General features: G+C 65.2%; 17 protein-coding genes. 8 read left to right on the top strand and 9 right to left on the bottom strand.

The window, feature by feature from the left end:
- Nucleotides 1-50: 50 nt before the first annotated feature.
- A complete protein-coding gene (locus tag MPZ60_RS03125) occupies nt 51-2,924 on the bottom strand; it encodes an Hsp70 family protein (RefSeq protein ID WP_034357267.1) in 2,874 nt (957 codons plus the stop codon).
- A gap of 196 nt (nt 2,925-3,120) precedes the next feature.
- On the opposite strand from MPZ60_RS03125, the gene MPZ60_RS03120 reads away from it, so the two are divergent.
- Complete coding sequence (locus tag MPZ60_RS03120; protein ID WP_034357265.1) at nt 3,121-4,152, top strand: porin; 1,032 nt, start codon at nt 3,121-3,123, stop codon at nt 4,150-4,152.
- Between the two features lie 251 nt (nt 4,153-4,403).
- Here the strand turns inward: MPZ60_RS03120 and MPZ60_RS03115 are convergent, their stop codons facing one another.
- Both MPZ60_RS03115 and MPZ60_RS03110 read right to left on the bottom strand, forming a co-directional pair.
- Nucleotides 4,404-6,380, bottom strand: coding sequence for an Hsp70 family protein (locus MPZ60_RS03115; RefSeq protein ID WP_034357262.1), 1,977 nt, complete (start codon nt 6,378-6,380; stop codon nt 4,404-4,406).
- A 3-nt stretch (nt 6,381-6,383) separates the two neighbouring features.
- Complete coding sequence (locus MPZ60_RS03110; protein ID WP_012836960.1) at nt 6,384-7,061, bottom strand: DUF2760 domain-containing protein; 678 nt, start codon at nt 7,059-7,061, stop codon at nt 6,384-6,386.
- A gap of 464 nt (nt 7,062-7,525) precedes the next feature.
- Here MPZ60_RS03110 and MPZ60_RS03105 point away from each other — a divergent pair, with 464 nt between their 5' ends.
- Nucleotides 7,526-8,437 (top strand): transporter substrate-binding domain-containing protein, encoded by a 912-nt coding sequence (locus tag MPZ60_RS03105; protein WP_012836958.1) that lies wholly within the window; start codon nt 7,526-7,528, stop codon nt 8,435-8,437.
- A 123-nt stretch (nt 8,438-8,560) separates the two neighbouring features.
- On the opposite strand, the gene MPZ60_RS03100 is transcribed toward MPZ60_RS03105, so the two are convergent.
- Entirely contained in the window at nt 8,561-9,481 is a 921-nt protein-coding gene (locus tag MPZ60_RS03100; RefSeq protein ID WP_034357260.1) for a LysR family transcriptional regulator, read from the bottom strand.
- 170 nt (nt 9,482-9,651) lie between these two features.
- Between MPZ60_RS03100 and MPZ60_RS03095 the strand changes: the two genes are divergently transcribed.
- From MPZ60_RS03095 to MPZ60_RS03075, 5 genes are all read left to right on the top strand, one after another.
- Nucleotides 9,652-11,070 (top strand): VOC family protein, encoded by a 1,419-nt coding sequence (locus MPZ60_RS03095; RefSeq protein ID WP_034357676.1) that lies wholly within the window; start codon nt 9,652-9,654, stop codon nt 11,068-11,070.
- A complete protein-coding gene (locus MPZ60_RS03090; protein WP_034357257.1) occupies nt 11,067-12,305 on the top strand; it encodes a PLP-dependent aminotransferase family protein in 1,239 nt (412 codons plus the stop codon). The genes MPZ60_RS03095 and MPZ60_RS03090 overlap by 4 nt, the downstream gene beginning before the upstream one ends.
- Nucleotides 12,306-12,498: 193 nt before the next feature.
- On the top strand, nt 12,499-12,678 hold the full coding sequence (locus MPZ60_RS03085; RefSeq protein ID WP_012836954.1) for a hypothetical protein: 180 nt from the start codon (nt 12,499-12,501) through the stop codon (nt 12,676-12,678).
- Between the two features lie 143 nt (nt 12,679-12,821).
- Nucleotides 12,822-13,691 carry a hypothetical protein gene (locus MPZ60_RS03080; protein ID WP_034357674.1) on the top strand — a complete coding sequence of 290 codons (870 nt, stop codon included), beginning with the start codon at nt 12,822-12,824 and terminating at the stop codon, nt 13,689-13,691.
- 235 nt (nt 13,692-13,926) lie between these two features.
- Nucleotides 13,927-14,634 carry a riboflavin synthase gene (locus MPZ60_RS03075; RefSeq protein ID WP_003061796.1) on the top strand — a complete coding sequence of 236 codons (708 nt, stop codon included), beginning with the start codon at nt 13,927-13,929 and terminating at the stop codon, nt 14,632-14,634.
- Nucleotides 14,635-14,691: 57 nt separating this feature from the next.
- Here the strand turns inward: MPZ60_RS03075 and MPZ60_RS03070 are convergent, their stop codons facing one another.
- The 4 genes from MPZ60_RS03070 to MPZ60_RS03055 all read right to left on the bottom strand — a co-directional run bounded on the left by MPZ60_RS03070 (nt 14,692) and on the right by MPZ60_RS03055 (nt 19,932).
- Entirely contained in the window at nt 14,692-17,175 is a 2,484-nt protein-coding gene (locus tag MPZ60_RS03070) for a heavy metal translocating P-type ATPase (RefSeq protein WP_034357255.1), read from the bottom strand.
- Nucleotides 17,176-17,278: 103 nt separating this feature from the next.
- Nucleotides 17,279-18,229, bottom strand: coding sequence for a 2-hydroxyacid dehydrogenase (locus MPZ60_RS03065; RefSeq protein WP_080746182.1), 951 nt, complete (start codon nt 18,227-18,229; stop codon nt 17,279-17,281).
- A gap of 69 nt (nt 18,230-18,298) precedes the next feature.
- Entirely contained in the window at nt 18,299-19,069 is a 771-nt protein-coding gene (locus tag MPZ60_RS03060) for a class II aldolase/adducin family protein (protein WP_034357253.1), read from the bottom strand.
- Complete coding sequence (locus MPZ60_RS03055; RefSeq protein ID WP_034357250.1) at nt 19,051-19,932, bottom strand: TauD/TfdA family dioxygenase; 882 nt, start codon at nt 19,930-19,932, stop codon at nt 19,051-19,053. Before MPZ60_RS03055 ends, MPZ60_RS03060 begins: the two co-directional genes overlap by 19 nt.
- Before the next feature lie 244 nt (nt 19,933-20,176).
- Between MPZ60_RS03055 and MPZ60_RS03050 the strand changes: the two genes are divergently transcribed.
- A complete protein-coding gene (locus MPZ60_RS03050) occupies nt 20,177-20,830 on the top strand; it encodes a TetR/AcrR family transcriptional regulator (protein ID WP_034357247.1) in 654 nt (217 codons plus the stop codon).
- Nucleotides 20,831-20,880: 50 nt separating this feature from the next.
- Here the strand turns inward: MPZ60_RS03050 and MPZ60_RS03045 are convergent, their stop codons facing one another.
- Nucleotides 20,881-22,605 carry a biotin carboxylase N-terminal domain-containing protein gene (locus MPZ60_RS03045; RefSeq protein ID WP_034357245.1) on the bottom strand — a complete coding sequence of 575 codons (1,725 nt, stop codon included), beginning with the start codon at nt 22,603-22,605 and terminating at the stop codon, nt 20,881-20,883.
- Nucleotides 22,606-22,612 lie beyond the last annotated feature (7 nt).

Genomic DNA, 22,612 nt, shown 5'->3' with positions numbered 1-22,612 from the left:
CCTCCTGCAAATGCCGTGACCAAAAGCCTGGCCGCAGCCGCACAGCCTCTTCACAGCAGCACCAGCCCCGGCGGCAGACTGTCGCCCAAACTGCGCCTGTGATCCTCTGCCTCCATCTGCACCACCTGCTCGACCATGGCCATCCAGCGCTCAGGCGCACCGCTGCTGCGCATCTTCTCCAGCACCTGCGCCCTGACGGCATCGGGCAGATCGCGCGCGCGGTCGCCCGTCATGCGGGCCATCTGCACGGCGGCAAACATCGCGGTTTCGTTCTTGCGCCAGTCCTGGGCCAACGTGGCGTTCAGGAACTCCAGCGCCGCGTCGGGCGGCATCACCAGATGGGCGTTGGCGGCCAGCGATTGGCGTGCCGCCAGGCGACCTATGGCCCACCAGGTCTGCACGGTTTCATCCTCGCGCCTGAGGCGCTGCAGCATCCACTGCCCCATTTCCTGGCGGTACTGCCAGGGCACGGCCTCCATGGCCGCGAACAGGCGCAGCATGTCGTCATAGCTGCCATGACTGGATTTGCCGCGCGCGTTCTGCTGCACGGCCTTGTGCATATGGCCGGCCACGTCTTCGAGCAGCTCCATCTGCCGGGCCTCGTTCAGACCCGCAGCCACGCGACGCCAGAACACCCACCACTCCGTCCAGTTGGCTGCCTCTTTGGCATGACCCAGACCCTGGCCATACAAGGCCCAGACCTGGTCTATGCGCCAGCCATCGAGCTGCGCCCCTACGCCGGGGCGCAGACACCAGCCTGCGAGATTGAGCCAAACGCGCTCATGGTCGGCCGTGCGGCGGCGGCGCCTGGAGCGGGCCAGCAGCGCATCGAACAGGGCTCGCAGCAGGCCCAGCTCCCAGTCCTCGCGCGGGCCTAGGATTCTTTCGAGCGACTGGCGCAGCTGGCGCACTTCCCGGGCCGTCACCTCCTGCGCCTGCGTGCCGAAGATGCGCTCCACCAGGGCCACGGCTTCGGGCAGCCTGGCTGCCAAAGAATTAGACTGTTTTGGGCCTTCAGCGCTTTGTTCACCGGCGCTGTCAGCTATGGGTTCCGAAGCCGAAGCACCGCGTACAGCAAAGGGCAGCAGCCAGGACTGTCCCGCATCCTGCACTGCCACGCAGCGCACTTCCAGCGTGCCGACCTCGCTCATGCAGGCTTGCAACTGCACCTCGACCTGGGCTACGGCCCGGCCTTCGGGCGCGGGCAGCACCGTGGCCAGGGGCGGCAGCTCCACCCAGCCCTCGCCGATCAAAGGTGCAATCTGGCCGGCCTGAGCTGGCACATGGCTCAGGCTGTTGGCCAAAACATTGAAGCGCACGGCCTGGCCCAGCTTGAGCGCAAAGCGCCGGCCAGAGAGCACCATGCGCACGCCCTCCTCCGTGCCACGCGGCAGCAGGCACAGGCCTTGGGGCGCCTCGCCCTTCTTGCCCGGCAGCAGCAGCCAGTAGCTGCGTGCCGAACCGCCACCAATGCGCGGCACCATGGTCTTGATCGCTGCCGACGCCTGCCCGGCCTGTGCTTCGGGCGGGTTGGGCGCAGCAATCTGTGCCACCGCCAGCTCGGCCTGATGGCGTGCCAGCCCGTAGGCTGCCGCACCGCGCGCCACGGCCCAGTCCGGGTGCGGGTTGTGCAACACACGCACCGGGCTGCCGCGCCAGCGGCCAAGCAATTGCGTCAGACGCTGAACCATGGCATGGGCATGGAACACGCCGCCGTTGAGCAGCACGGTATCGGGCAGGCCCCCACTCGCATGCTGGGCGAGAAAATGCGCCAGATGACGACTGATGGCCGCATCGGCCGGATAGGGCAGGCCAAAGCCGCGCAGCGCGCCCTGCCGCCTGGCGGGCATATCGCTGATCTGCGCGACCGGCAAAAAGCCCTCGACCACCGACTGCAGCACCTGCTCACGAGTCAGCGTGACGCTTTGAGTCGCCGCCATCAGCTTGCTGCCGCCCCCGAGCAAGGTGATGCCGATCTGCTCGGGCGCGTTCTGCACCAGCAACTGCTCCTTGGCCATGCGGCAGCGCTGCACCAGCTGGGCAAAGCGCTGTGCAGACAGCCTCTGCCCCTGGTCTGGCGCCTTGTGCGCAAAAGCCGGCTCAAGCTGATGGGCCAGCGCCAGGTCTATGTTGTCGCCGCCCAGCATCAGGTGCTCGCCGACGGCCGTGCGCGTCAGCGTGGGCAGGCTGCCATCGGCCGATGCATCCACGCGAATCAGCGTCAGATCGGTAGTCCCTCCGCCCACATCCACCACCAGCACCAGTCGGCTGTCCGCCAGTTGCGCAGCCAGCTCATCGCCCTGCAGCACCAGCCAGTCGTGAAACGCGGCCTTGGGCTCCTCCAGCAGTTGCACGCGCGGCAGACCCGCCATCTGCGCAGCCTCCAGCGTCAATGCACGTGCACCTTCGTCGAACGAGGCTGGTACCGTCAGCACCACGCTTTGCTGGTGCAGTGGCGCTTCGGGACGGGCCTGGTCCCATGCCGCTTTCACATGGGCCAGATAGGAGCTTGAGGCCGCCAGCGGCGATACCTTGGCCACGTCCTCGCCAGCCCCCCATGGCAGGATGGCGGCTGTGCGATCCACGCCGGTATGCGAGAGCCAGCTTTTGGCACTGGCCACCAGCCGCCCCGGCACGGCAGCGCCCAGATCTCGCGCCCAGCGGCCGATGACGGCAGGCACCGCTTCATCCGCGCCCTGCGGCGGCCAGGGCTGGCGCCAGGCCTCGCCCAGCTCGCCCTGGGCGGCCTGGTAACGCACCGAAGGCAGCAGCGGCTGGGCCACGACCTCGCCTGCCGTGCTGCGCTGGGCAATATCGAGCAGCGCGATATCGCTTGTCGCAGCGTCCAGCGCAACGCTTGCCACGACCGTGTGACTGGTGCCCAGGTCGATGCCGACGGCGTAGGTGGGGCGAGATGAATGCATGGGCTGAGGCGGAAACACGTAAAACTCTGTCGCCGATCGTAACAAGAGCCGGATGCCCGAACCGCCTGCCGGGATGAGCGGCTGCTGCGACGACAACTGTCCAAAGCAGTGCACGGTGGCTGGCACGGGATTTGCCTTGTAACAAGCGCGCAGATTCGCGCAAGTTTCATAGCAAAGATCGAAGGCTAGTCGCTACATGCCAGTCAAAACAACAACTGTGTCTCGTGTCCTCCTCGCCGCTCTGGCCACCGCCGGAGCTTCCGTCGCGCTCGCACAAAGCAGCGTGCAGATCTATGGCCGCCTCAATACCTCGGTCGAGCATCAGAAGGTCGGAGGCAGCAGCCTGACCGGGCTCTTCAACAACAACTCGCGCTTCGGCTTTGTAGGTAGCGAAGACCTGGGCGGCGGCCTCAAGGCCGGCTTCCAGCTCGAATCCGGCTTCGAATCCGATACCGGCGCCGGTACCGGCAGCACCGGCGCCCTGGCCTTTCAGCGCCAGAGCGAAGTCAACCTCTCGGGCAGTCTGGGCAAGCTGCGTCTGGGCCGTTTTGGTGCTGCCACCTATTTCGGCATTGCCGACTATGGTGCACTGGATGAGCCCAACCACGATACCGGCTCCATCGCCGATGCGCTCTACGACTACGTGATGCGCAACACCAACAAGATCGCCTATCGCAGCCCTGTGATGGCCGGGCTGACATTGGAGGCTCAGGCATCGCTACACGAAAAGACGACAGGTGCCGTGCAGAAGAACGGCTACGACCTCTATGCCAACTGGGAACGCGGCCCCTTGGCCCTGGGCGCGGGCTTTACCCAGCTGGGCGACGACAGGCAGTTTGCCCTGCGCGGCCACTACATCTGGAATGCGCTGCAGATCGGTGCCTACTACCAGCGCTCGGACAACGGCTCGGGCTCGCTGTGCAGCAATGGCGGTGCCGGCTGCGGCACGCGTGACGCTGCGCGCGTGACTGCGGCCTACCGGGTTGGCGCTTCGGAGCTTGCCCTGGGCTACGGCTGGGCGAGCCGATGGAGCCATGTGCCCGGCAGCAGCGCGCGCCAGTGGATTCTTGGCTACAACCACCACCTGAGCAAACGCACCAAGCTCTACGCTGCCTACACACGCATCGACAACGGATCCGGCGTGGCCTATGGCTACAACTTCAAGGGTGGCGTGGGCTATGGGCAGGATGCCAGCAGCCTGAGCGTGGGTCTGCGCCACGCGTTCTAGACCTCTGCTTGAGTGGGGCGCGTGCCATGTTGCTGGTGGGCATGGTGCGCGCCCTGCTTCTCAAAAGAAGAGCTTCATGATCTTGCGCCTGGCGTGATTGGGCCTGAGCCTTTTTGTGACATGCCTTTGTCACGGACAGAGGGCGGGTCTCGGCTGGAAGTGCAGCCGCAAACAAGAGAACAAAAGAGAGAACAAAAAAGCCCGCCAACCAATCGGCCAACGGGCTTTCGCAGTCAAGCAACTCAGCGGCCTTATTCGGCGGCCTCCGCAGAGGTTTCCGCGCGCACATCGAACTCCACCTTCCAGCGCTCGCTTCCACCCACGGGCACGGCATTGAGTTCCAGCGTGCCGATATCGGTCACGCGCGCCGCCAGGGTCACGGGCACCACCTCGCCGGCAGCGCGGCCGGCGGCGGGCAGATTCAGCTCGATCTCCTGCAGCTCCACCAGCTCTTCGGGCGACCAGAAGTCCAGCATGGTGCCGACCTGATCGGTGCGGCGCACGGACGAGCCAAAGAAGCGCAGACGCACGGGCTCGCCCACGACCAGGCCGAACTCCTCGTCAGGCAGAGCGACTTCCGTGCCCTCCTCCATGCCGAACGGTGCCAGGCACAGGGCGGACAGGGGCGGCTCCATGCCGGGGATGGCGGGCATATTGCTCTCCACACCCACGTAATAGGACTGAGCCGTTCCGCCGCGAATGCGCACGCCGCGGCCGCTGGTGGCGATATGGCCGTAATAGGCCGCACCGCGGGCCACGGCCAGATCGAGGTTGGCGCCGTCCAGCAGACGCGCAGGCTCGCAGGCCTCGTCGTCCAGCCAGCCGTTGATGACCTCCAGGATGCGCTGCTCGATCTGGGGCGCCTTGAGCACGCCGCCGTTGAACAGGATGGCCGTGGGATGCAAAAAGGTGGAGCCGTCGATCTGATCGCCCCTCAGGCCCTCGATCTCGGCCAGCGCATGAACCTGGCGGCTCAGAAAGGCCGCCAGGTGGCGCGTGACGGCGGCGTCCTGCGCATAGGGCAGGCCCAGCTGCGTGAGCGCGCCGCGCGCACGGGTCTTGGGCTTGTCGCTGACGGCCACCTTGGGGAAAAAGCCCTCGACCAGCATGGCCAGCACTTCATCACGCGTGACTTCGGTACGGATGCTGCCGCCGATGAGCTTGCTGCCCCGGCTGGGCACAACCACGGGCACGGCCTGCAAATTGGCGTCGGCCAGCAATTGCTCCTTGGCTGCGCGGCAGCCATGGGCCAGCGCCCGGGTTTGCCAGGCATCGAGCTGCTTGCCTTCGGCCGCCAGCTTGCGTGCAACGCCGTAGGCCAGGGCCAGATCCATGTTGTCGCCGCCCAGCAGAATGTGTTCGCCCACGGCAATGCGCTGCAGCTCCAGATTGCCATCGCGCTCCAGCACGGCGATCAGCGAGAGGTCGGTGGTGCCGCCGCCCACGTCCACGACGAGGATGATGTCGCCATGCTTGACCTGCTTGCGCCACTGGCCGCCACTGGCCTGGATCCAGCTGTAAAGCGCGGCCTGAGGTTCTTCGAGCAGTGTCAGCCTGGCAAAGCCCGCAGCCCTGCAGGCCTCGGCCGTCAACTCGCGCGCGGCGGGGTCGAACGATGCGGGGATGGTGACGGTGATGTCCTGCTGGGCAAACGGGGCCTCGGGATGGGCCTGCTCCCAGGCGCGGCGCAGATGCTCGAGATAGCGGGTTGAAGCGGTCAGCGGCGAAATGCGGCTGACTTCCTCGGGTGCATCGGCGGGGAGAATGCCTGCGCGGCGATCGACGCCGGGGTGGCAGAGCCAGCTCTTGGCGCTGCTGACCAGACGGATGGGCGTGGCTGCGCCGCGGCTGCGGGCGAATTCTCCGGTGATGAAGTCGCCGGGTGCACCGGGCAAGCTGCGCTCGGCTTCGGTCAGCTCGCTTTCGTGCGGCAGATAGAGAAAGGACGGCAGCAGCGGCCTGGCCTCGACACTGCCGGGAGCCGTGAGCTGGGGAATGTCCAGCACGCCCTGCACCACCTTCTCGCCATCGCTGGCGTTCTTGTTCACATAGGACAGCGCGCAGTGGGTGGTGCCCAGATCGATGCCGATGCTGTAGCTAGCGCCGGCAGACGGGGCGTCGGCCTGGCCTGCAGGGCCTTGTGGCTGAGCGGCGGCAGCCACGGAATCAGGAGTGCTCGCAGCTTGACTGGCCGCACCCGATGCGGCGATGGAGGCAAACATATTCATGGATCACAGCTCCACTTCGGCTTGGGCGATGACCTTGGCGGCCTGAATGTCGGTGAGCTGGGGCAGCTTGACCTGAGTCACCAGCCAGCCGCGATGGGACAGCGTGCCGGTAAACGGCGGCTGGCCGACCACATTGCCCGTCAGTCGCACGGCAGCAGCGTCAAAACCGGCCTGCAAAGTGATGCGCGAGCCTTCGGCTTCGCTGCAAACGGGGGAGAGCGTGAAATGCTCGCGCAGCACCTTGCGGCAGCCTTCATGCACCACGCGCGCGGCCGCGCCGATCTCGGCATCGGTATAGGGGGCGACGTCTTCCTGGATGAAGTCCACAAAACGGGCCTCGCGCTGCATCAGGCCCAGCAGTTGCAGGGCGGCGCTGTCGGTGGCGACGAGCTTTTCCACTTCGACGGTTTTTTCGATCAGCTTCTCGACCGGAACCTCGACGCGCTTCTCGACGGTCTTTTCCACGATTTTTTCGACCGGCACTTCGACGCGAACCTCGACGATCTTCTCGACCGGCACTTCCACGCGTACCTCCCTGGGGGCGACGTCGGCGGCAAAAGCCTCACCGGCGCGCACACGACTCACGTCGGCGGCCAGGCGACCGTTACCGAGAATGGCAAAAAAACTGCCGATCGCGATGGCGATGCGGCTCAGGAATGAGGGGGGGGTATTGGCAGTCATGGAGTCTGTCTCAAAACAGGTTCACGCATGCAGAGTCATTCTGTGGCGCCCTTGCGGGCGGCGCTGCGCGAACCGAAAACGGAGCCGGACCAGGCGGCAGCGACACGGCCGGCCCTGGCGGCACAAGGCTGGACGCGCCGCAAACGATGCGCGCGGGCCTGTGCAACAGGCGCAGATATTACCCAAAAAGCCCGGTCAGCCGTCCCGCTATGGCTTTGCCGAGCCGGCTGCCGCACCTGGACACGCGCTGCCGGGTCATACGCCGCAAGCATGACCTTCTTCCGTTTCATCGTTATGAAACCGCTGCCATTTGCCGGATAGTTGATGCAGGATCTTGACAAACAGGCCGCCCCGGCAACGGGTCTTGCCGATTCATGGCTGCAGGCAATGCGCGGCACCATGGACGAGCGCACAACAATTGCATTGCGTTTTCGATACGCCCACTTCCCGAGGAGACTTCCCCCATGCGCCTGATGACCGCGAACATAACGCTGGCATGTACCGCCCTTGTAGCCGCCATGGCCGCCTCCGGCGTCCAGGCCCAGACCGCCTCCGGCAGCACGCTGGAAAAGCTGCAAAAGACCGGCAAGGTGGTCATAGGCGTGCGCGAAAGCTCGGCCCCCATGGCCTATGCCATAGGCGCCAACCACCGCTTCACCGGCTACCACGTGGAGTTGTGCGAAAAGGTGCTGGCCCAGATCGCGCCCAGCGCCAAGATCGAATACATGGCCATCACCGCGCAGAACACCATGCCTCTGGTGCAGAACGGCACGGTGGATCTGGGCTGCGGCCCCACGACCAACAACCTCAGCCGCCAGAAGCAGGTCTCGTTTGCCGTCACCACCTATGTCAGCCAGGTGCGCATGGCTGTGCGCGCAGACTCGCCCGTGACCTCGTTCAAGCAGCTGGACGGCAAGACCGTGGCAGCTTCGGCGGGGACCACCGCCGTGCAGCTGCTGCGCAAATACAGCCATGACAACAATGTGAAGCTGCCGACCCAGCTGGGCAAGGACCATTTCGAGAGTTTTCTGATGCTGGAGTCGGGCCGCGCGGATGCTTTTGTGCTTGACGACAATCTGCTGGCCGGCGTGATCGCCAACTCCAAGGACCCCAGGGGCTACAAGATTGTGGGCGAGGCGCTGGGGTCGGAGCCCATCGCGCTGCTGATGCGCAAGGACGATCCCGGCTTCAAGAAGGCCGTGGACGATGCCCTGGTGCGCATGATGAAGTCCGGCGAGGTGGCGAAGATCTACGACAAGTGGTTTATGCAGCCTATTCCGCCCAAGGAAATGCCGCTGAATCTGCCCATGAGCGAGACGCTCAAGCAGCTGCTGCAAGCGCCCAATGACAAGCCGCTGGAAGCCTACAACAGCTGAAACGACCGCAAGCCTGCGCCTGGAGTCATGCTTTATTGATAGCTGGTTGCGCTTTTTGAGCAATCATTTCAGGCACATTCATTGCTGAACTCATTGAAGGAGCTGCGCTGGCAGCTCCTTTTTTCATTTCAGCGGCGCAGAGGAAGCAAACTCCTGCGCGACCTGCTTGAGCCAGCCCTGGAAGGCCTGCAGCGGCGGATAGGCCGAGCGGCTGGTCGGCCAGGCCAGGTAGTAGCGCTCGGCACTTTGCACCTCGGGCAGCTGCGGCAGAGCCTGGACCAGATCGCCGGCCTGTAGCTCGCGCAGGATCAGAAACTTGGGCAGCAGCGCCACGCCCACGCCGGCTATCGCGGCCTGGGCCGCCGTGGCGAACTGATCGAACAGCATGCCCTGCATATCGCCGCCCTGGCAGCCCTGGCTGCCGAACCAGCGCTGCCAGGCGTCAGGGCGCGAAGCCAGATGCAGCAGCGGCGCGCGCAGCAGGTCCTGGGGCCGGGCAAAACCATGGCGGGCCGCCACATCGGGGCTGCAGGCCGGCACCACGGTCTCGCTCATGAGGAACTCCAGCTCCGCGCCCGGCCAGTTCGGCAAGCCGAAATGAATGGCCGCATCCACGGCCTCGAGCTGGAAATCGAACTGCGACAGCCTCGTTGTCAGATTGATGGTGATGCCCGGATGGGCGCTGAAGAACTGCGGCAGCCGCGGCGCCAGCCAGCGCGTGCCGAAGGTCGGCAGGATGGCCAGGTTCAGGCTGCCGCCCTGCGGATTGGTGCGAAAGCCCAGCGTGGCATTGGAGATGCGCGCCAGGGCAGCGCGTATCTCCTGCGCATAGGCCTGGCCCGCAGCGCTCAGGCGCACGGTCTGGCGCTCGCGCACGAACAGCTCGGTGCCCAGGCGCTCCTCCAGCGCGCGGATCTGGCGGCTGACGGCGCTTTGCGTCAGATGCAGCTCGGCGGCCGCTGCGGTAAAGCTCTGATGCCGCGCCGAGGCCTCGAAGGCGCAGAGCAGGGACATGGGGGGCAGAAAGCGACGGGATAACTGCATGGCGGCAAGGATGTGGGAGGGATTCGGATGCGGGTTCATTCCATCCAGGTATGACCTGCAGGCCGGATTATCGTTTGACCAAAGTCATGACGACGCAGAACATGCTGCATATTCCTGCGGCCCCGCCAGCGGCGCGGCCATCCCACGAACCCCTGCCCTTCTGTTTTGTCATGAGCGCCACGCCCCACGCCTCTTCCACCGCAGCCCGCTTTGTCAGCGTCGACGAGATCCGCACGCGCTTCTCGCGAGCCATGTCCGAGATGTACCGCAAGGAAGTGCCGCAGTACGGCACCCTGATCGACCTTGTGGCCGATGTCAACGCCGTGGCGCTGCAGGCCGACCCCGAGCTGCGCCAGCGCATGAACAGCAGCGGCGAGCTCGAGCGCCTGGATGTGGAGCGCCATGGCGCCATCCGCGTGGGAACGGCCGAGGAACTGGCCACGCTGCGCCGCCTGTTCGCCGTGATGGGCATGGAGCCCGTGGGCTATTACGACCTCTCGGTGGCTGGCGTTCCCGTGCACTCCACGGCCTTTCGCCCCGTGCACGACGAGGCACTGCTGGCCAACCCGTTTCGCGTCTTCACCTCGCTGCTGCGCCTGGAGCTGATTGCCGATGCAGCGCTGCGCGCGCAGGCCGCCGAGATCCTCGAGCGCCGCAGCATCTTCACGCCACGCGCACTGGAGCTCATTGCCCAGGCCGAGCGTGACGGAGGCCTGGACAGCAGCGACGCCGACGCCTTTGTGCAGCAGGCCCTGGAAACCTTCCGCTGGCACAGCGACGCCACCGTGGATGCCGCCACCTACAAGGCCCTGCAGCAAGCCCACCGCCTGGTGGCCGATGTGGTGTGCTTCAAGGGCCCGCACATCAACCATCTGACGCCACGCACGCTGGACATAGACATGGCCCAGGCCGATATGCCCACGCGCGGCATGGATGCCAAGGACGTGGTCGAAGGCCCGCCACAGCGCGCCTGCCCCATCCTGTTGCGCCAGACCAGCTTCAAGGCACTCAAGGAGGCCGTGCGCTTTACCGATGCCGACGCCAACGCGGACAGTTCCGGCGCCCATACCGCGCGCTTTGGCGAGATCGAGCAGCGCGGTGTCGCGCTGACACGCAAGGGCCGCGCCCTGTACGACGAGCTGCTGGGCCTGGTGCGCGGCATAGACAGCGCGGGCAGCGCCGCGCCCGACTATGCACACCGCCTGCAGCAGGTCTTCACGCAGTTTCCCGACACGCACGAACAATTGCGCCGCCAGGGTCTGGCCTTCTACCGCTACCGCCTGACCGGGCAGGCTCAGGCCTCGCTTGCCCAAAGCCCTGCCGGTGCAGACCTGGAAGCACTGATCGACCAGGGTCTGGTGCAGGCCGAGCCGATTACCTATGAAGATTTTCTACCCGTGAGCGCGGCCGGCATCTTCCAGTCCAACCTCGGCGGCGAGGAGCAAAAGCAATACCAGGCCCATGCCGCGCAGCAGGTCTTCGAAAGCGCGCTGGGCGCGCGCGTGCATGACGAAATCGTCCTGTACGAGGCCTCCGAGCAGCAATCCAGGGCCCAGGTTCTCGCAATGCTGTCGGGAGCGGCAGCATGAGTCGGGACAGCGCACTGGCGCCCTTTGCCGCGGTGTTTGCCGAGCCTGCGGGATCGCCGATACGCGAGCTGTTTCCCTATCTCTCGCGCCCCGGCATGATCTCGCTGGCCGGCGGCTATCCATCGCCCAGCCTTTTCGATGCCGAAGGCCTGGCACAGGCTGCACAGCAGGCCATGGCCCAGGGCCCCGGCGCGCTGCAGTATGGCGCCACCGAAGGCCTGGGCGAGCTGCGCGAGGCCCTGGCGCAGCAGGCGCGCGAGCGCGGCATGCATGCGACGGCCGCCGACATCCTCGTGACCACCGGATCACAGCAGGCCTTTGACCTGCTGGTGCGCGTGCTCGTCGAGCCCGGCGACACGGTGCTGGTCGAGGTGCCGGCCTATCCCGCCACGCTGCAGGCCCTGCGTCTGGCCCAGGCGCGCATCCTGCCCATTCCCATGGACGAGCAAGGCCTGCAGACCGAGGCCCTGGCCGATTTGCTGGACACACTGCCGGCCGGCCAGCGCCCCAAGCTGCTCTACACCGTGCCGAACTTCTCCAACCCGCGCGGCACGCTGCTGGCGCAGGAACGCCGCGAGGCCCTGGTGCAACTGGCCCGGCAACACGGCTTCTGGGTGGTCGAGGACGATCCCTATGGCGAGCTGCGCTTCGACGAGCCCGGCGACGTCCCCCAGGCCATGCCGGGCACCGTGCGCGCCGCGGGCGAGCGGCTGGCCGAGCCCGGCTCCAACCCCGTCATCTATCTGTCCAGCCTGTCCAAGACCGTGGCCCCCGCGCTGCGCGTGGGCTGGATGCTGGCCGACGCACCGCTGCTGCGCCGCTGCACGGTGGCCAAGCAGACGGCCGATCTCTGCACCTCGCCGCTGACGCAGTCGGTCGCCGCCTGCTATCTGGCCAGCGGCCGCTACCCGGCTACCGTACAGCGCGCACGCCAGGAATACCAGCGCCGCATGCAGGCCCTGGTCCAGGGCCTGAACGCTGCACCGGACAGCGGCATACGCTGCTCGCGCCCCGCTGGCGGCATGTTCGTCTGGGCCGAGCTGGACCGCCGCATAGATCCGCAAAAGCTCTTCGACGCCGCCGTGGCCCGGGGCGTGATCTATGTGCCTGGCAAGGCCTTCTATCCTGCCGATCCCGACCTGCACACGCTGCGCATGTCGTTTGCCGCGCCCGAGGTGCCGCAGATCGCGCAGGCCGTGGAGCGCTTGTGCCAGGCCGCCGCGCAAAGCCGCTGAGATAGAGTCCCCCTGTGCCGCTTCGCGTCTTCCCCCTCTCTGGCTTCGCCGGAGGGGACGGCACCGACGCTGCGGGGCGGCGCTTGCGCGGCGCCCGGCCATGCACAGCGCCATGAAACAACGGACAAGCAGGGGGTCATCTGCACCGGCCCGGGCCGCGCGGCATAATCGGGGCTCAGACATCTTCTTAGCCATGGCCTGCCTGCACCTGTCCACCGCTGCCCGCCTGCGCCGCTCTGCCCTTGCCGCAGAGCTGCCCGCGCGTGCCTGCGTGCTGCGTGCGCTGCACACACGCCGCCATGGCATTCCCACCGCATTCGTGAGCCTGAGCGGTGTCACGGCCATGCTTTCCGCCGCCGTGCGGATGGCTTGAAGCACACAGCTCACATCCTCCGCACGGCCTTCCCAAACAGCATTTCCCTGGTGCATGGGAGAGGTACGTCCACGTCTAAGGCGTCCGTACCGTCACGCGCACCGCATCTTGCTCAAAGGACGATCCGGAGGTCAGCCATGGACATGGAACTCACTCAAAATTTCTTGCGCGGCAAAAACCCATGTGCCATGGGCTACCGCTGGTTTGTGCGCAACAACCTGGCCGGCGGCGACTACCAGGCCGCCATGGACACCCAGGTGGCCGCCGGCCGCGTGGAAGATGCACGCTGGCTGCTGGAGAACTTCGGCTCCACCAACAGCGTGCTGGAGCTCGAGCACCTGGAGGCCGACAACTTCGTCTATGCCGGCACCCTGATCGTGCACGGCGATGTGCGCGTCACCGGCCAGTTGCTGGTGGGCCGCAGCCTGCATGCGGGTGGCGGCATACGGGCGGGCAAGCTCGAAGCAGGCGAAGAGATTCAATGCGGCGGCGCCATCTTCGCCGGTGAATTGCTCCAGGCCGGCGGCAGCATCAAGGCGGCCTGGAGTGTGGAAGTCGAGGGCGAGCTGCGCGCCGAAGACCTGCGCTGCGGCTGGGAACTGCGCGGCGGCAGCCACGTGAAGCTCAAGGGCAATGCCCATATCGGCCAGGAAGTGCAGGTGCAAGGCGATATGCACTGCGGCAAGGGCCTGAAGGCAGGCGGCGCCATCGAGGTGCAGGGCCTGCTCGATGTAGGCCACGGCATTGCCGGCAACGACGGCATTCTGTGCGGCAACCATATTCAGGCCGGCTGGGGCATCAAGGCACAGGGCGATATCCGCGCGACCTGCAGCATCCGCAGCGGCGAGACCCTGCAAGCCGATGGCGAGATCGCGGCCGGCCCGGGCTATGGAGTGTTTGCCGGCATGAATGTACAGATGCAAGCCTGGCCCGACTGCGCCTGGGTGCGTGCGCTCAAAAAGCCCGAGGCGCTGATCAGCGGCTTCTGGGAAAATGCGGCGCTCACCCCCTGAGGCGCTGCGCGCCTAGGCGGCCCCGCCCTCCCCCTCTCTGGCTACGCCGGAGGGGGACGACACCCTCGGTGCGGGGCGGCACGGCCGGCCCAGGCCCTTCCTCGGTGTCCCTGAGCAAGCGGCCCTTCTCACAATGCAGCAGACGTTCTGTCCGCTCTGCAGAACACAGGCAAAATAGCTTTTTTGACCCAAGGCCAGCGCCCGGCGCCCGCCTGTTGAGAAGAGAGTCTGCCCCGTGTTTACCGGCATCATTCAGGCCGTGGCAAAGATTGCCGCGCTGCGCGACCAGGACGGTCTGCGCACCTTCATCATGGAGTTCCCCGAAGGCTTCTGCCAGGATCTGGCCATTGGTGCCAGCGTCTCGCACGACGGCGTCTGCCTGACGGTGACCGAAAACCTCTCGCCCACCAGCGCCAGCTTTGACGTGATGCTGCAAAGCCTGAACATCACCACGCTGGGCAGCTACAAGGCCGGCGACACGCTCAACGTGGAGCGCGCCGCCAGGGATGGCGCCGAGATTGGCGGCCACCCGCTGTCGGGCCATGTGGACTTCACGGCGCCGCTGCTGGAGCTGATGCAGACAGAGACCAATCACAAGATCCGCTTCGGCATTCCCGAGGCTTTTCGCCCCTATGTGTTTGCCAAGGGCTATATCGCCGTCAACGGCGCCAGCCTGACGGTGGCCGAGGTGAATCGCAAGGAGGGCTGGTTCGAGGTCTGGCTGATTCCCGAAACCCTGCGCATGACGGTGTTCGGCGACAAAAAGGTCGGCGATCTGGTCAATATCGAGATCGAGCGCAGCACCCAGGTGGTGGTCGATACCGTACGCGAAACCGTGGAAGCCAGCCTGGGCCGGCTCAAGCCCGTGCTCGAAGCCCTGCTGCAGGAAAAAGGCCTGAGCCTCGACGATTTCGTGGACGTGCCGCAACTGCCCAAGCAATAGCCCCGGGTCAGGGGCAAGCGCCAGAATATCTTCCGGCGCCCACCCCATGCCCTCTTTTCAGAGAGCCGGTTTGAAGCGCTTGAGCCGCAGCGCGTTGGAGAGCACGAATACGCTCGAAAGTGCCATGGCTCCGGCCGCAAACACCGGCGACAGCAACATGCCGTTGAACGGATAGAGCAGACCTGCCGCCACCGGTATCAGCGCCACGTTGTAGGCAAAGGCCCAGAACAGGTTCTCGCCGATGTTCTTCATGGTGGCCTTGGACAGCGCAATCGCATTCGGCACGCCCGAAAGATCGCCCGACATCAGCACCACATCGGCCGCCTCGATCGCGATATCGGTGCCCGTGCCTATGGCGATGCCCACATCGGCCTCGGCCAGGGCCGGCGCGTCGTTGATGCCGTCGCCCACATAGGCCAGCGTGCCATGTTCGGCCTTGAGGCGCTTCACGCTCTCGACCTTGCCGCCTGGCAGGACCTCGGCCACCACCTCGTCAATGCCCAGTTGCCTGGCGATCGCCTCGGCCGTGTGGCGGTTGTCGCCGGTAATCATGGCCACCTTCAGGCCCAGTGCGTGCAGGGCATCGATCGCGGGCTTGGTGCTGGGCTTGATCGGATCGGCCACGGCAATCATGGCCGCCACCTTGCCGCCTATGGCGGCATACAGCGGCGTCTTGCCTTCGCTGCCCAGGCGCTCGGCCTCGGCCGCAAAGCCCTCAACGCTCAGGCCGAGTTCGCGCATGAAGCGGTCTGCACCGATCTCCACCTGATCGCCAAGCACCAGGGCACGCACGCCGAAACCGGTCACCGATGCGAAGTCGCTGATGGCCGGAACCTCCAGCCCCTCGGCTTTGGCCGCATCGACAATGGCACGCGCAATCGGGTGCTCGCTGCGATCCTCCACGGCAGCCACCTGCGCCAGCACGGCGGCACGTTCAAAGCCATCGGCCAGCACCAGGTCGGTCAGCTCGGGACGGCCACGGGTCAGCGTGCCGGTCTTGTCCACCGCCACCACCCTGGCATCCTTGAGTTGCTGCAGTGCCTCGCCCTTGCGCAGCAACACTCCCATTTGCGCGGCACGCCCGGTTCCCACCATGATGGAAGTCGGCGTGGCCAGCCCCATGGCACAGGGGCAGGCAATGATGAGCACGGCCACGGCATTGACCAGGGCAAAGCTCAGCGCAGGATCGGGACCCCAGATCAGCCAGATCACAAAAGTCAGCAGGGCCGCCGCCATGACGGCCGGCACAAACCACATGGTGATCTTGTCCACCAGCGCCTGAATCGGCAGCTTGCTGCCCTGGGCCTGCTCCACCATGCGGATGATCTGCGCCAGCAGCGTATCGGCGCCCACCTTGGTAGCCCTGAAAGCCAGCGCCCCGTTCTGATTGACCGTGCCGCCCACCACTTCGGCGCCTTCCGCCTTCTCGACCGGCACGGGCTCGCCGCTGATCATGGATTCGTCGACAAAGCTGCGGCCTTCGATGACCTCGCCATCGACGGGAATACGCTCGCCCGGGCGCACTTCGATCACATCGCCGGCACGCACCTGGGCGATATCGACTTCCTGGACCTGGCCATCGCGGCGCACGCGCGCGGTCTTGGCCTGCAATTGCACCAGACGACGAATGGCCTCCGAGGTATTGCCCTTGGCACGCGCCTCCAGAAAGCGGCCCAGCAGGATCAGCGCGACGATGACGGCCGCGGCTTCGAAGTACACATTCACCGTGCCTGCGGGCAGCCATTGCGGCACAAAGGTCGCGACTACCGAATAGGCAAATGCCGCCGAGGCGCCCACGGCGACCAGCGAATTCATGTCGGGCGCAGCGCGCAGCAGGGCGGGCACGCCTTTATCGAAAAAGCGCCGACCCGGCCCGAACAGCACCACGGCCGTCAGCGCAAACTGGATGTACCAGCTGTTCTGCGTGCCGATGCTGCCCGCAATCCAGTGGTGGAATGCGGGCACCATGTGACCGCCCATTTCCAGCAGAAACACGGGCAGTGCGAACACGGTCGCAAAGATCAGCGAGCGCTTGAGCGACTCGCGCTCCTGCGCCTGGCGCTGGGCTGCGGCGTCCTCCCCGGTTGCTGCAACGTTGTGCAGCACGGGTTGGGCTTCATAGCCGGCCTTTTCTATCGCTGCAATCAAGCTGCTCACATCCACGCTGCCCTGCAGCTGCACGCTGGCACGCTCGGTCGCAAGATTCACCACCGCATCCTGCACTCCGGGCACTTTCTTGAGCGCCCGCTCCACGCGGCCCACACAGGACGCGCAGGTCATGCCGCCCACCTGCAAGTCCACGCTTTGCGCGGGTACCGCATAACCTGCTTTTTCAATCGCCGCCACGGCCTGCGGCAGGATGGTCGCAGCCTGCGCCGGATCAGCCACGGTGAGGCTGGCTTTTTCCGTGGCCAGATTGACCACGGCCTCCTGCACACCGGGCACTTTCCTGAGCGCCCGCTCCACCCGGCCCACGCAGGATGCGCAGGTCATTCCTTCGACAGACAGCTCAAAGGCTCCGCTTTTGGTCAGTGCATTCATCGCGTTCTCCATTCACGTTGGAGGCCACTGTAGAGATTGACATCATGTAAAGGTCAACCCCCCGGCAAAAACCTCTGCAGCAAGGGTGCAAACCTGCGGCGGTTCAATCTGTGATTTCGGGCAGTCCGAAGTGCTTGAGCAGGTACGACTCGGCCTGCTCAAGCATGGCCTTCAGGCCATGCCGTGTGGAACTTGCCATGTGCGGCGTCAGCACCGTATTGGGCAGATTCATCAAGGCTTCGGGAACTTGCGGCTCATGCACGAACACATCGAGCGCCGCAGCCGCAATCGTGCGTTCCTGCAACGCCTGCCGAAGCGCCTGTTCATCCACGATGGAACCACGCCCCACATTCACCAGCACGCCCTGCGGCCCCAGGGCCTGCAGCACGCGGGCATCGATCAGCCCCCGGGTTGCAGGCCCGCCGCTGGCGCAGAGCACGAGAAAATCCACATCTGCGGCCAGCTCCAGCACACTGCCGCACCAGCGGTACGGCACATCGTTCTTGGGAGCACGCCCCGTATAGGCAATCGACATATCAAAGGCCTGCGACCGCCTGGCCACAGCACGGCCGATGCGCCCCAGGCCGACGATGCCCATGCGCTGCCCCGAAAAACGCAAGGTGGGTGGATACCGTCCCCGCAGCCAGCGACCATGTCGCACAAACTCATTGGCCTGCACAATCTCGCGCGTGGCAGCCAGCAGCAGGGCCAGCGTGTGATCGGCTATATCTTCGGCAGAGATAGCTGGCGTATTGCACACCTGGATGCCCATCTGCTCTGCTGCGTCGAGATCGATGCCGTCCATACCCACGCCAATGACCACGATCAGCTCCAGTGCAGGCCACTGCAGCAACTGCTCGCTGCCGATGACGGACTGCGCATTGCACAGCATTGCGCGCACCTGGCCGGACAGCGAGCTGCTGCGGGAGATTTCAAGCGCAGCCGCGTCTAGCAGCTCGAACTGCAGCTGCAGTCTCTCGCGCATGGCTGGCGTCAGCGCCGTGTTCAGCAGCAGCCGGGGACGCTGCGGGAGCGGTGATTCATGAATGGACATAAGAGAGCTTTCGGCAGATCGATGCAGTCCTGGCTTCCCGCTCTCAGCGGGCGGGAAGCCAGAGCGGGCTTAGTCCAGCACGCGGGGGTCGCGGCGGATTTCCTCGCGGCACATGGCTTCCCAGAGGAAGGGAAAGCCGTTGAGGTCGGTGCGCGCTCCGGTCGCCTGGATCACGGCATCGCTCAAGGGGGTGCCGCCACCGAGCGCCTGCACCCGCCAGGCCAGGCGGCAGCGCCACTCCAGCGTGATGGCACGCAGATGCGCCTGTCGAATGCTCTCGCCCACCACCAGCGCACCATGATTGGCCAGCAGCGCCCATTTACTCTGGCCCAGTGCGCTGGCCACGGCATTGCCCAGCTCGCGCTGCTCCACCGTGCCCCGGTATTCGTCATAGACCACGGGGTCGGTATCGACCAGGGCCGAGGTCTGGTCATACACCGGCGGCACCTTGCCCGTGGCCGACCAGACCGAGCTCCATTCGGGATGGTTGTGGATGACCACGCGCACATCGTGGCGCTTTTCATGCACGTCCATGTGCAGCAGGATGGCCGGAGTGATGTTCCAGTCGCCCTCGATCACCTGGCCTTGCGCATCCAGCCGCAGGATGTCCGATGCCGTCAGCTCGCTCCAGGTCAGCTCCCAGGGATTGGCCAGATAGTTGCCGTCATCCAGGCGCAGCGTGACGTGGCCCGCGATATGGTCGTTATAGCCTTCGCGCGAGAGCACGCGGCACAGCAGCGCAAGCTGCTGGCGATCACCGAGCGAGGGCAGCAGCGGCTTGCGGCCCGGGCGCGGCGCGTATCTGGACAGCAGTTCCCGGTTCAGTCCGTCGTGGCGCATGCTGCCTCCTGTCCGTTGTGCTTCTGGGCGGCAGCGCCCTGGCGTGCAAACACCGATGCACGGTGCATGCGACGCTGGTGCGGCGCATAGTCCATGATGGCGTTGTGCACCACGCTGCGGTTGTCCCAGATCACCATATCGCCCAGTACCCAGCGGTGCTTGAACAGGAACTCCACCTGCATGCAGTGCGCATGCAGATAGGCCAGGATGGCACGGCCTTCAGCCTGTGGCAGACCATCTATATGCGTGACATAGGTGGGGCTGACGTAGAGCGCCTTGCGCCCCGTGAGCGGATGCACTCTCACCATGGGGTGCAACTGGCGACGGTTTTGCGCGACCACTTCCACATAGCGCTCATGCGTGCAGATTCCATGCTGCAGCGCCGCCGTCATGGGGCTGTTCATGTCATGCCAGGCACTCAGACCATCGAGGTACTGCTTCATCTGCGGCGACAGCGCATCGTAGGCACTGGTCATGCTGATCCAGCAGGTATCTCCACCCGTGGGCGGCAGGATGCGCGCATGGGTCATGGTGACGATGGGCGGACTGGGCAGAAAGCTCTCGTCGTGGTGCCACATATCGGCACGGTCGCCGAGCTTGGAGTCTATGACTGTGATCTGCTCATGGCCCTGGCCCAGATTGGGATAGAAGGTATGGACTTCGGCCTCGCCAAAATGCCGGGCAATCGCCAGATGCTGGTCGGGCGTCATATCGGGCACATGCAGCACCAGTGCTTCATGTCTGAGCAGGGCGGCTTCCAACTCCTGCAAGGTTTGCGCAGACAACGGGTCTGCCAGGTCCAGCTGCGGCACTTCGGCACCGATGCGCGGGCCGAGAATCCGAACCGAGATGGGGAATGACATGGGCTTTCTCCTCTATGCAATGTCTTGCCCGAGTGCAGTGCTTCTGTCTCCTCCACCGCGTCTGCCTCAGGCTCTGTCGGGCCGCTCCTTAGCGCTAGGATGGTGAGCTGCCTGGTACAAAGTCTAGGCAGAGGGAGTGCGTTTTTCCACTCGCATTCCAGCCCCCTCAAAGACGTCGCAAGTCATTGATGGAAAAAGAAAAAATCAGCGCCAACAGATAAACCGAAGACAGGACTTGCATTTCATGGAAGCGCCCGCCACCCCACGCCCCAAGGACCAGTTGCCGCAACCGCGCAAACAGCCTGTGCAGGCACGCTCCAGAGCGCTGGTCGATGCCATTGCCGAAGCCTGTTTGCGCCTTCTCGAAAAAGAGGGCGAGGACGCTCTCACGGTCAATCGCATTGCAGAGGTATCGGGTGCTGCCGTGGGCTCCATCTACCAATACTTTCCCAACAAGGAATCCATGATTGCGGCAGTGTATGAACGCCTGCTCGATCAGGAATCCGAGCAGCTTTTCCAGATGCGCGAGCAGTTGCAGGGCCTGTCGCTCGAAGCCATATTGCGCCAGATCTTTGCGAACATGATTCGAGTCGAGCAGCGCCTGCATCAGCTCAGCCATGCTTTTCACACGCGCTATCGCACGGCCTTGCATCTGGGCCTGTGGCATGCACCGCAGGCCAGCCGGGAGGAATTCATCAACACCACCTGGCTGCCACTGCTGCAGATGCATGGCTCGCAGGTACAGACCGACAACCTGCCACTGGCTGCCTATCTGCTGGGCCAGGGCCTGCGCGAGATCATTCACAGCGCCGTGCACGATGTGCCGGAGCAGGCCCGCTCACCCGAGTTTCTCGACGCACTGGTAGCCATGGCCATGAGCTGCGTGAAGCGAGGCTAGAAAAACAAAGCGCGACACAGAGGTCGCGCTTCGAGCGGGGCTGGCTATGCCTATCGGATATGCGCGATCACGGCGCCCAAGGTCTGCGCAGAGCCTGCCTGCGCGGCCAATGTGACACGACCGCTCTTGTGGGCCGAGACCTGCATTTCCATTTTCATGGCTTCCATCACGGCGATCACATCGCCTTCCTTGACCTCGTCGCCATCGGCGACCTTCCAGGCATGCAGATTGCCGGCAATCGGCGAGATGACCGCCTCAGGGTCCACGCTTTGCTGCGCGGCTGCCTGAGACACGCCAGTCGTCGGCGCGGACAGACCTTGCAGCAGCATGGCGGGCAGGCCCAGCTGCACGCGGCGGCCGTCGATCTCGATGGCCGTGCGCAGCAGGCTGGTATCAGCCACAGGTTCGGCGCGAGCAGCCGCTGCCAGCGGCTCGGCAAACTCGGTCTCGATCCAGCGGGTGTGGACATTGAAGCCCGCAGTCCCCACAAAGTCGGCCTGATTCAGCACGGCCTTGTGGAAAGGCAGCACCGAAGCCACGCCCTCGATGCGGAACTCGGCCAGCGCACGTCGAGCACGGGCCAGGGCCTGCTCACGCGTAGCCCCGGTGACGATGAGCTTGGCCATCATGGAGTCGAACGTGCCGGGGATCACCGAGCCGGTTTCGACGCCCGAATCGAGTCGCACGCCCGGCCCCGAAGGAGGGGCAAAGCGCGTGATCAGACCCGGTGTGGGCAGAAAGCCGCGCCCCACATCTTCGGCATTGATGCGGAACTCGATGGAATGGGCCCGTGGTGCCGGAGTCTGCGTGAAAGACAGCGGCAAGCCGTCGGCCACACGCAGCTGTTCTTGCACCAGATCGATGCCCGTGGTTTCCTCGGTCACGGTGTGCTCGACCTGCAAGCGGGTATTGACCTCAAGGAAGGAGATGGCGCCATTGCCGCTGAGCAGGAATTCCACGGTTCCGGCGCTGATATAGCCTGCCTGCGCACAGATGGCTCTGGCTGCGCTGTGAATGCGTTCACGTTGCGCCTCGGTGATGAAGGGTGCGGGCGCTTCTTCCACCAGCTTCTGGTTGCGGCGCTGCAGCGAACAGTCGCGCGTGCCCAGCACCACCACATTGCCATGCGTGTCAGCAATCACCTGCGCCTCGATATGGCGCGGCTTGTCGAGGAACTGCTCCACAAAGCATTCGCCACGGCCGAAAGCCGTCACGGCCTCGCGCACGGCAGAGGCATACAGCTCGGCCACTTCGTCCATGCGCCAGGCGATCTTCATGCCACGGCCACCGCCACCAAAAGCAGCCTTGATGATGATGGGCAGGCCATGCTGCTGGGCAAAGGCCAGCACTTCGTCGGCATCCTTGACGGGATCCGGCGTGCCAGCCACCAGCGGCGCTCCGACCTGCAGCGCAATCTTGCGCGCCTCGACCTTGTCGCCCAGCTTGGCAATGGTGTCGGGGCGCGGGCCGATCCAGATCAGACCCGCATCCAGCACGGCCTGGGCAAAGGCTTCGCTCTCGGACAGAAAGCCATAGCCGGGATGGACGGCGTCGGCGCCCGAGCGCCTGGCGATCGCAATCAGCTTGGCGATGTTCAGATAGGTGTCGGCGGGCTTGTCGCCGTCGAGGCCGTAGGCTTCATCGGCGCGGCGCACATGCAGGGCATCGATATCGGCATCGGCATAGACGGCGACGGACTTCACTCCGTAATCCGCGCAGGCTCGCGCGATGCGCACGGCGATCTCGCCACGGTTGGCAATCAGAACTTTTTTCATCAACTCA

The organism is Comamonas sp. 7D-2, from assembly GCF_022749555.1.
In the GTDB taxonomy this organism is placed as follows: Bacteria; Pseudomonadota; Gammaproteobacteria; order Burkholderiales; family Burkholderiaceae_C; genus Comamonas; species Comamonas thiooxydans.
Note: the sequence above shows the minus strand (reverse complement) of the source record. Positions and strands in the feature narration are given on the sequence as shown.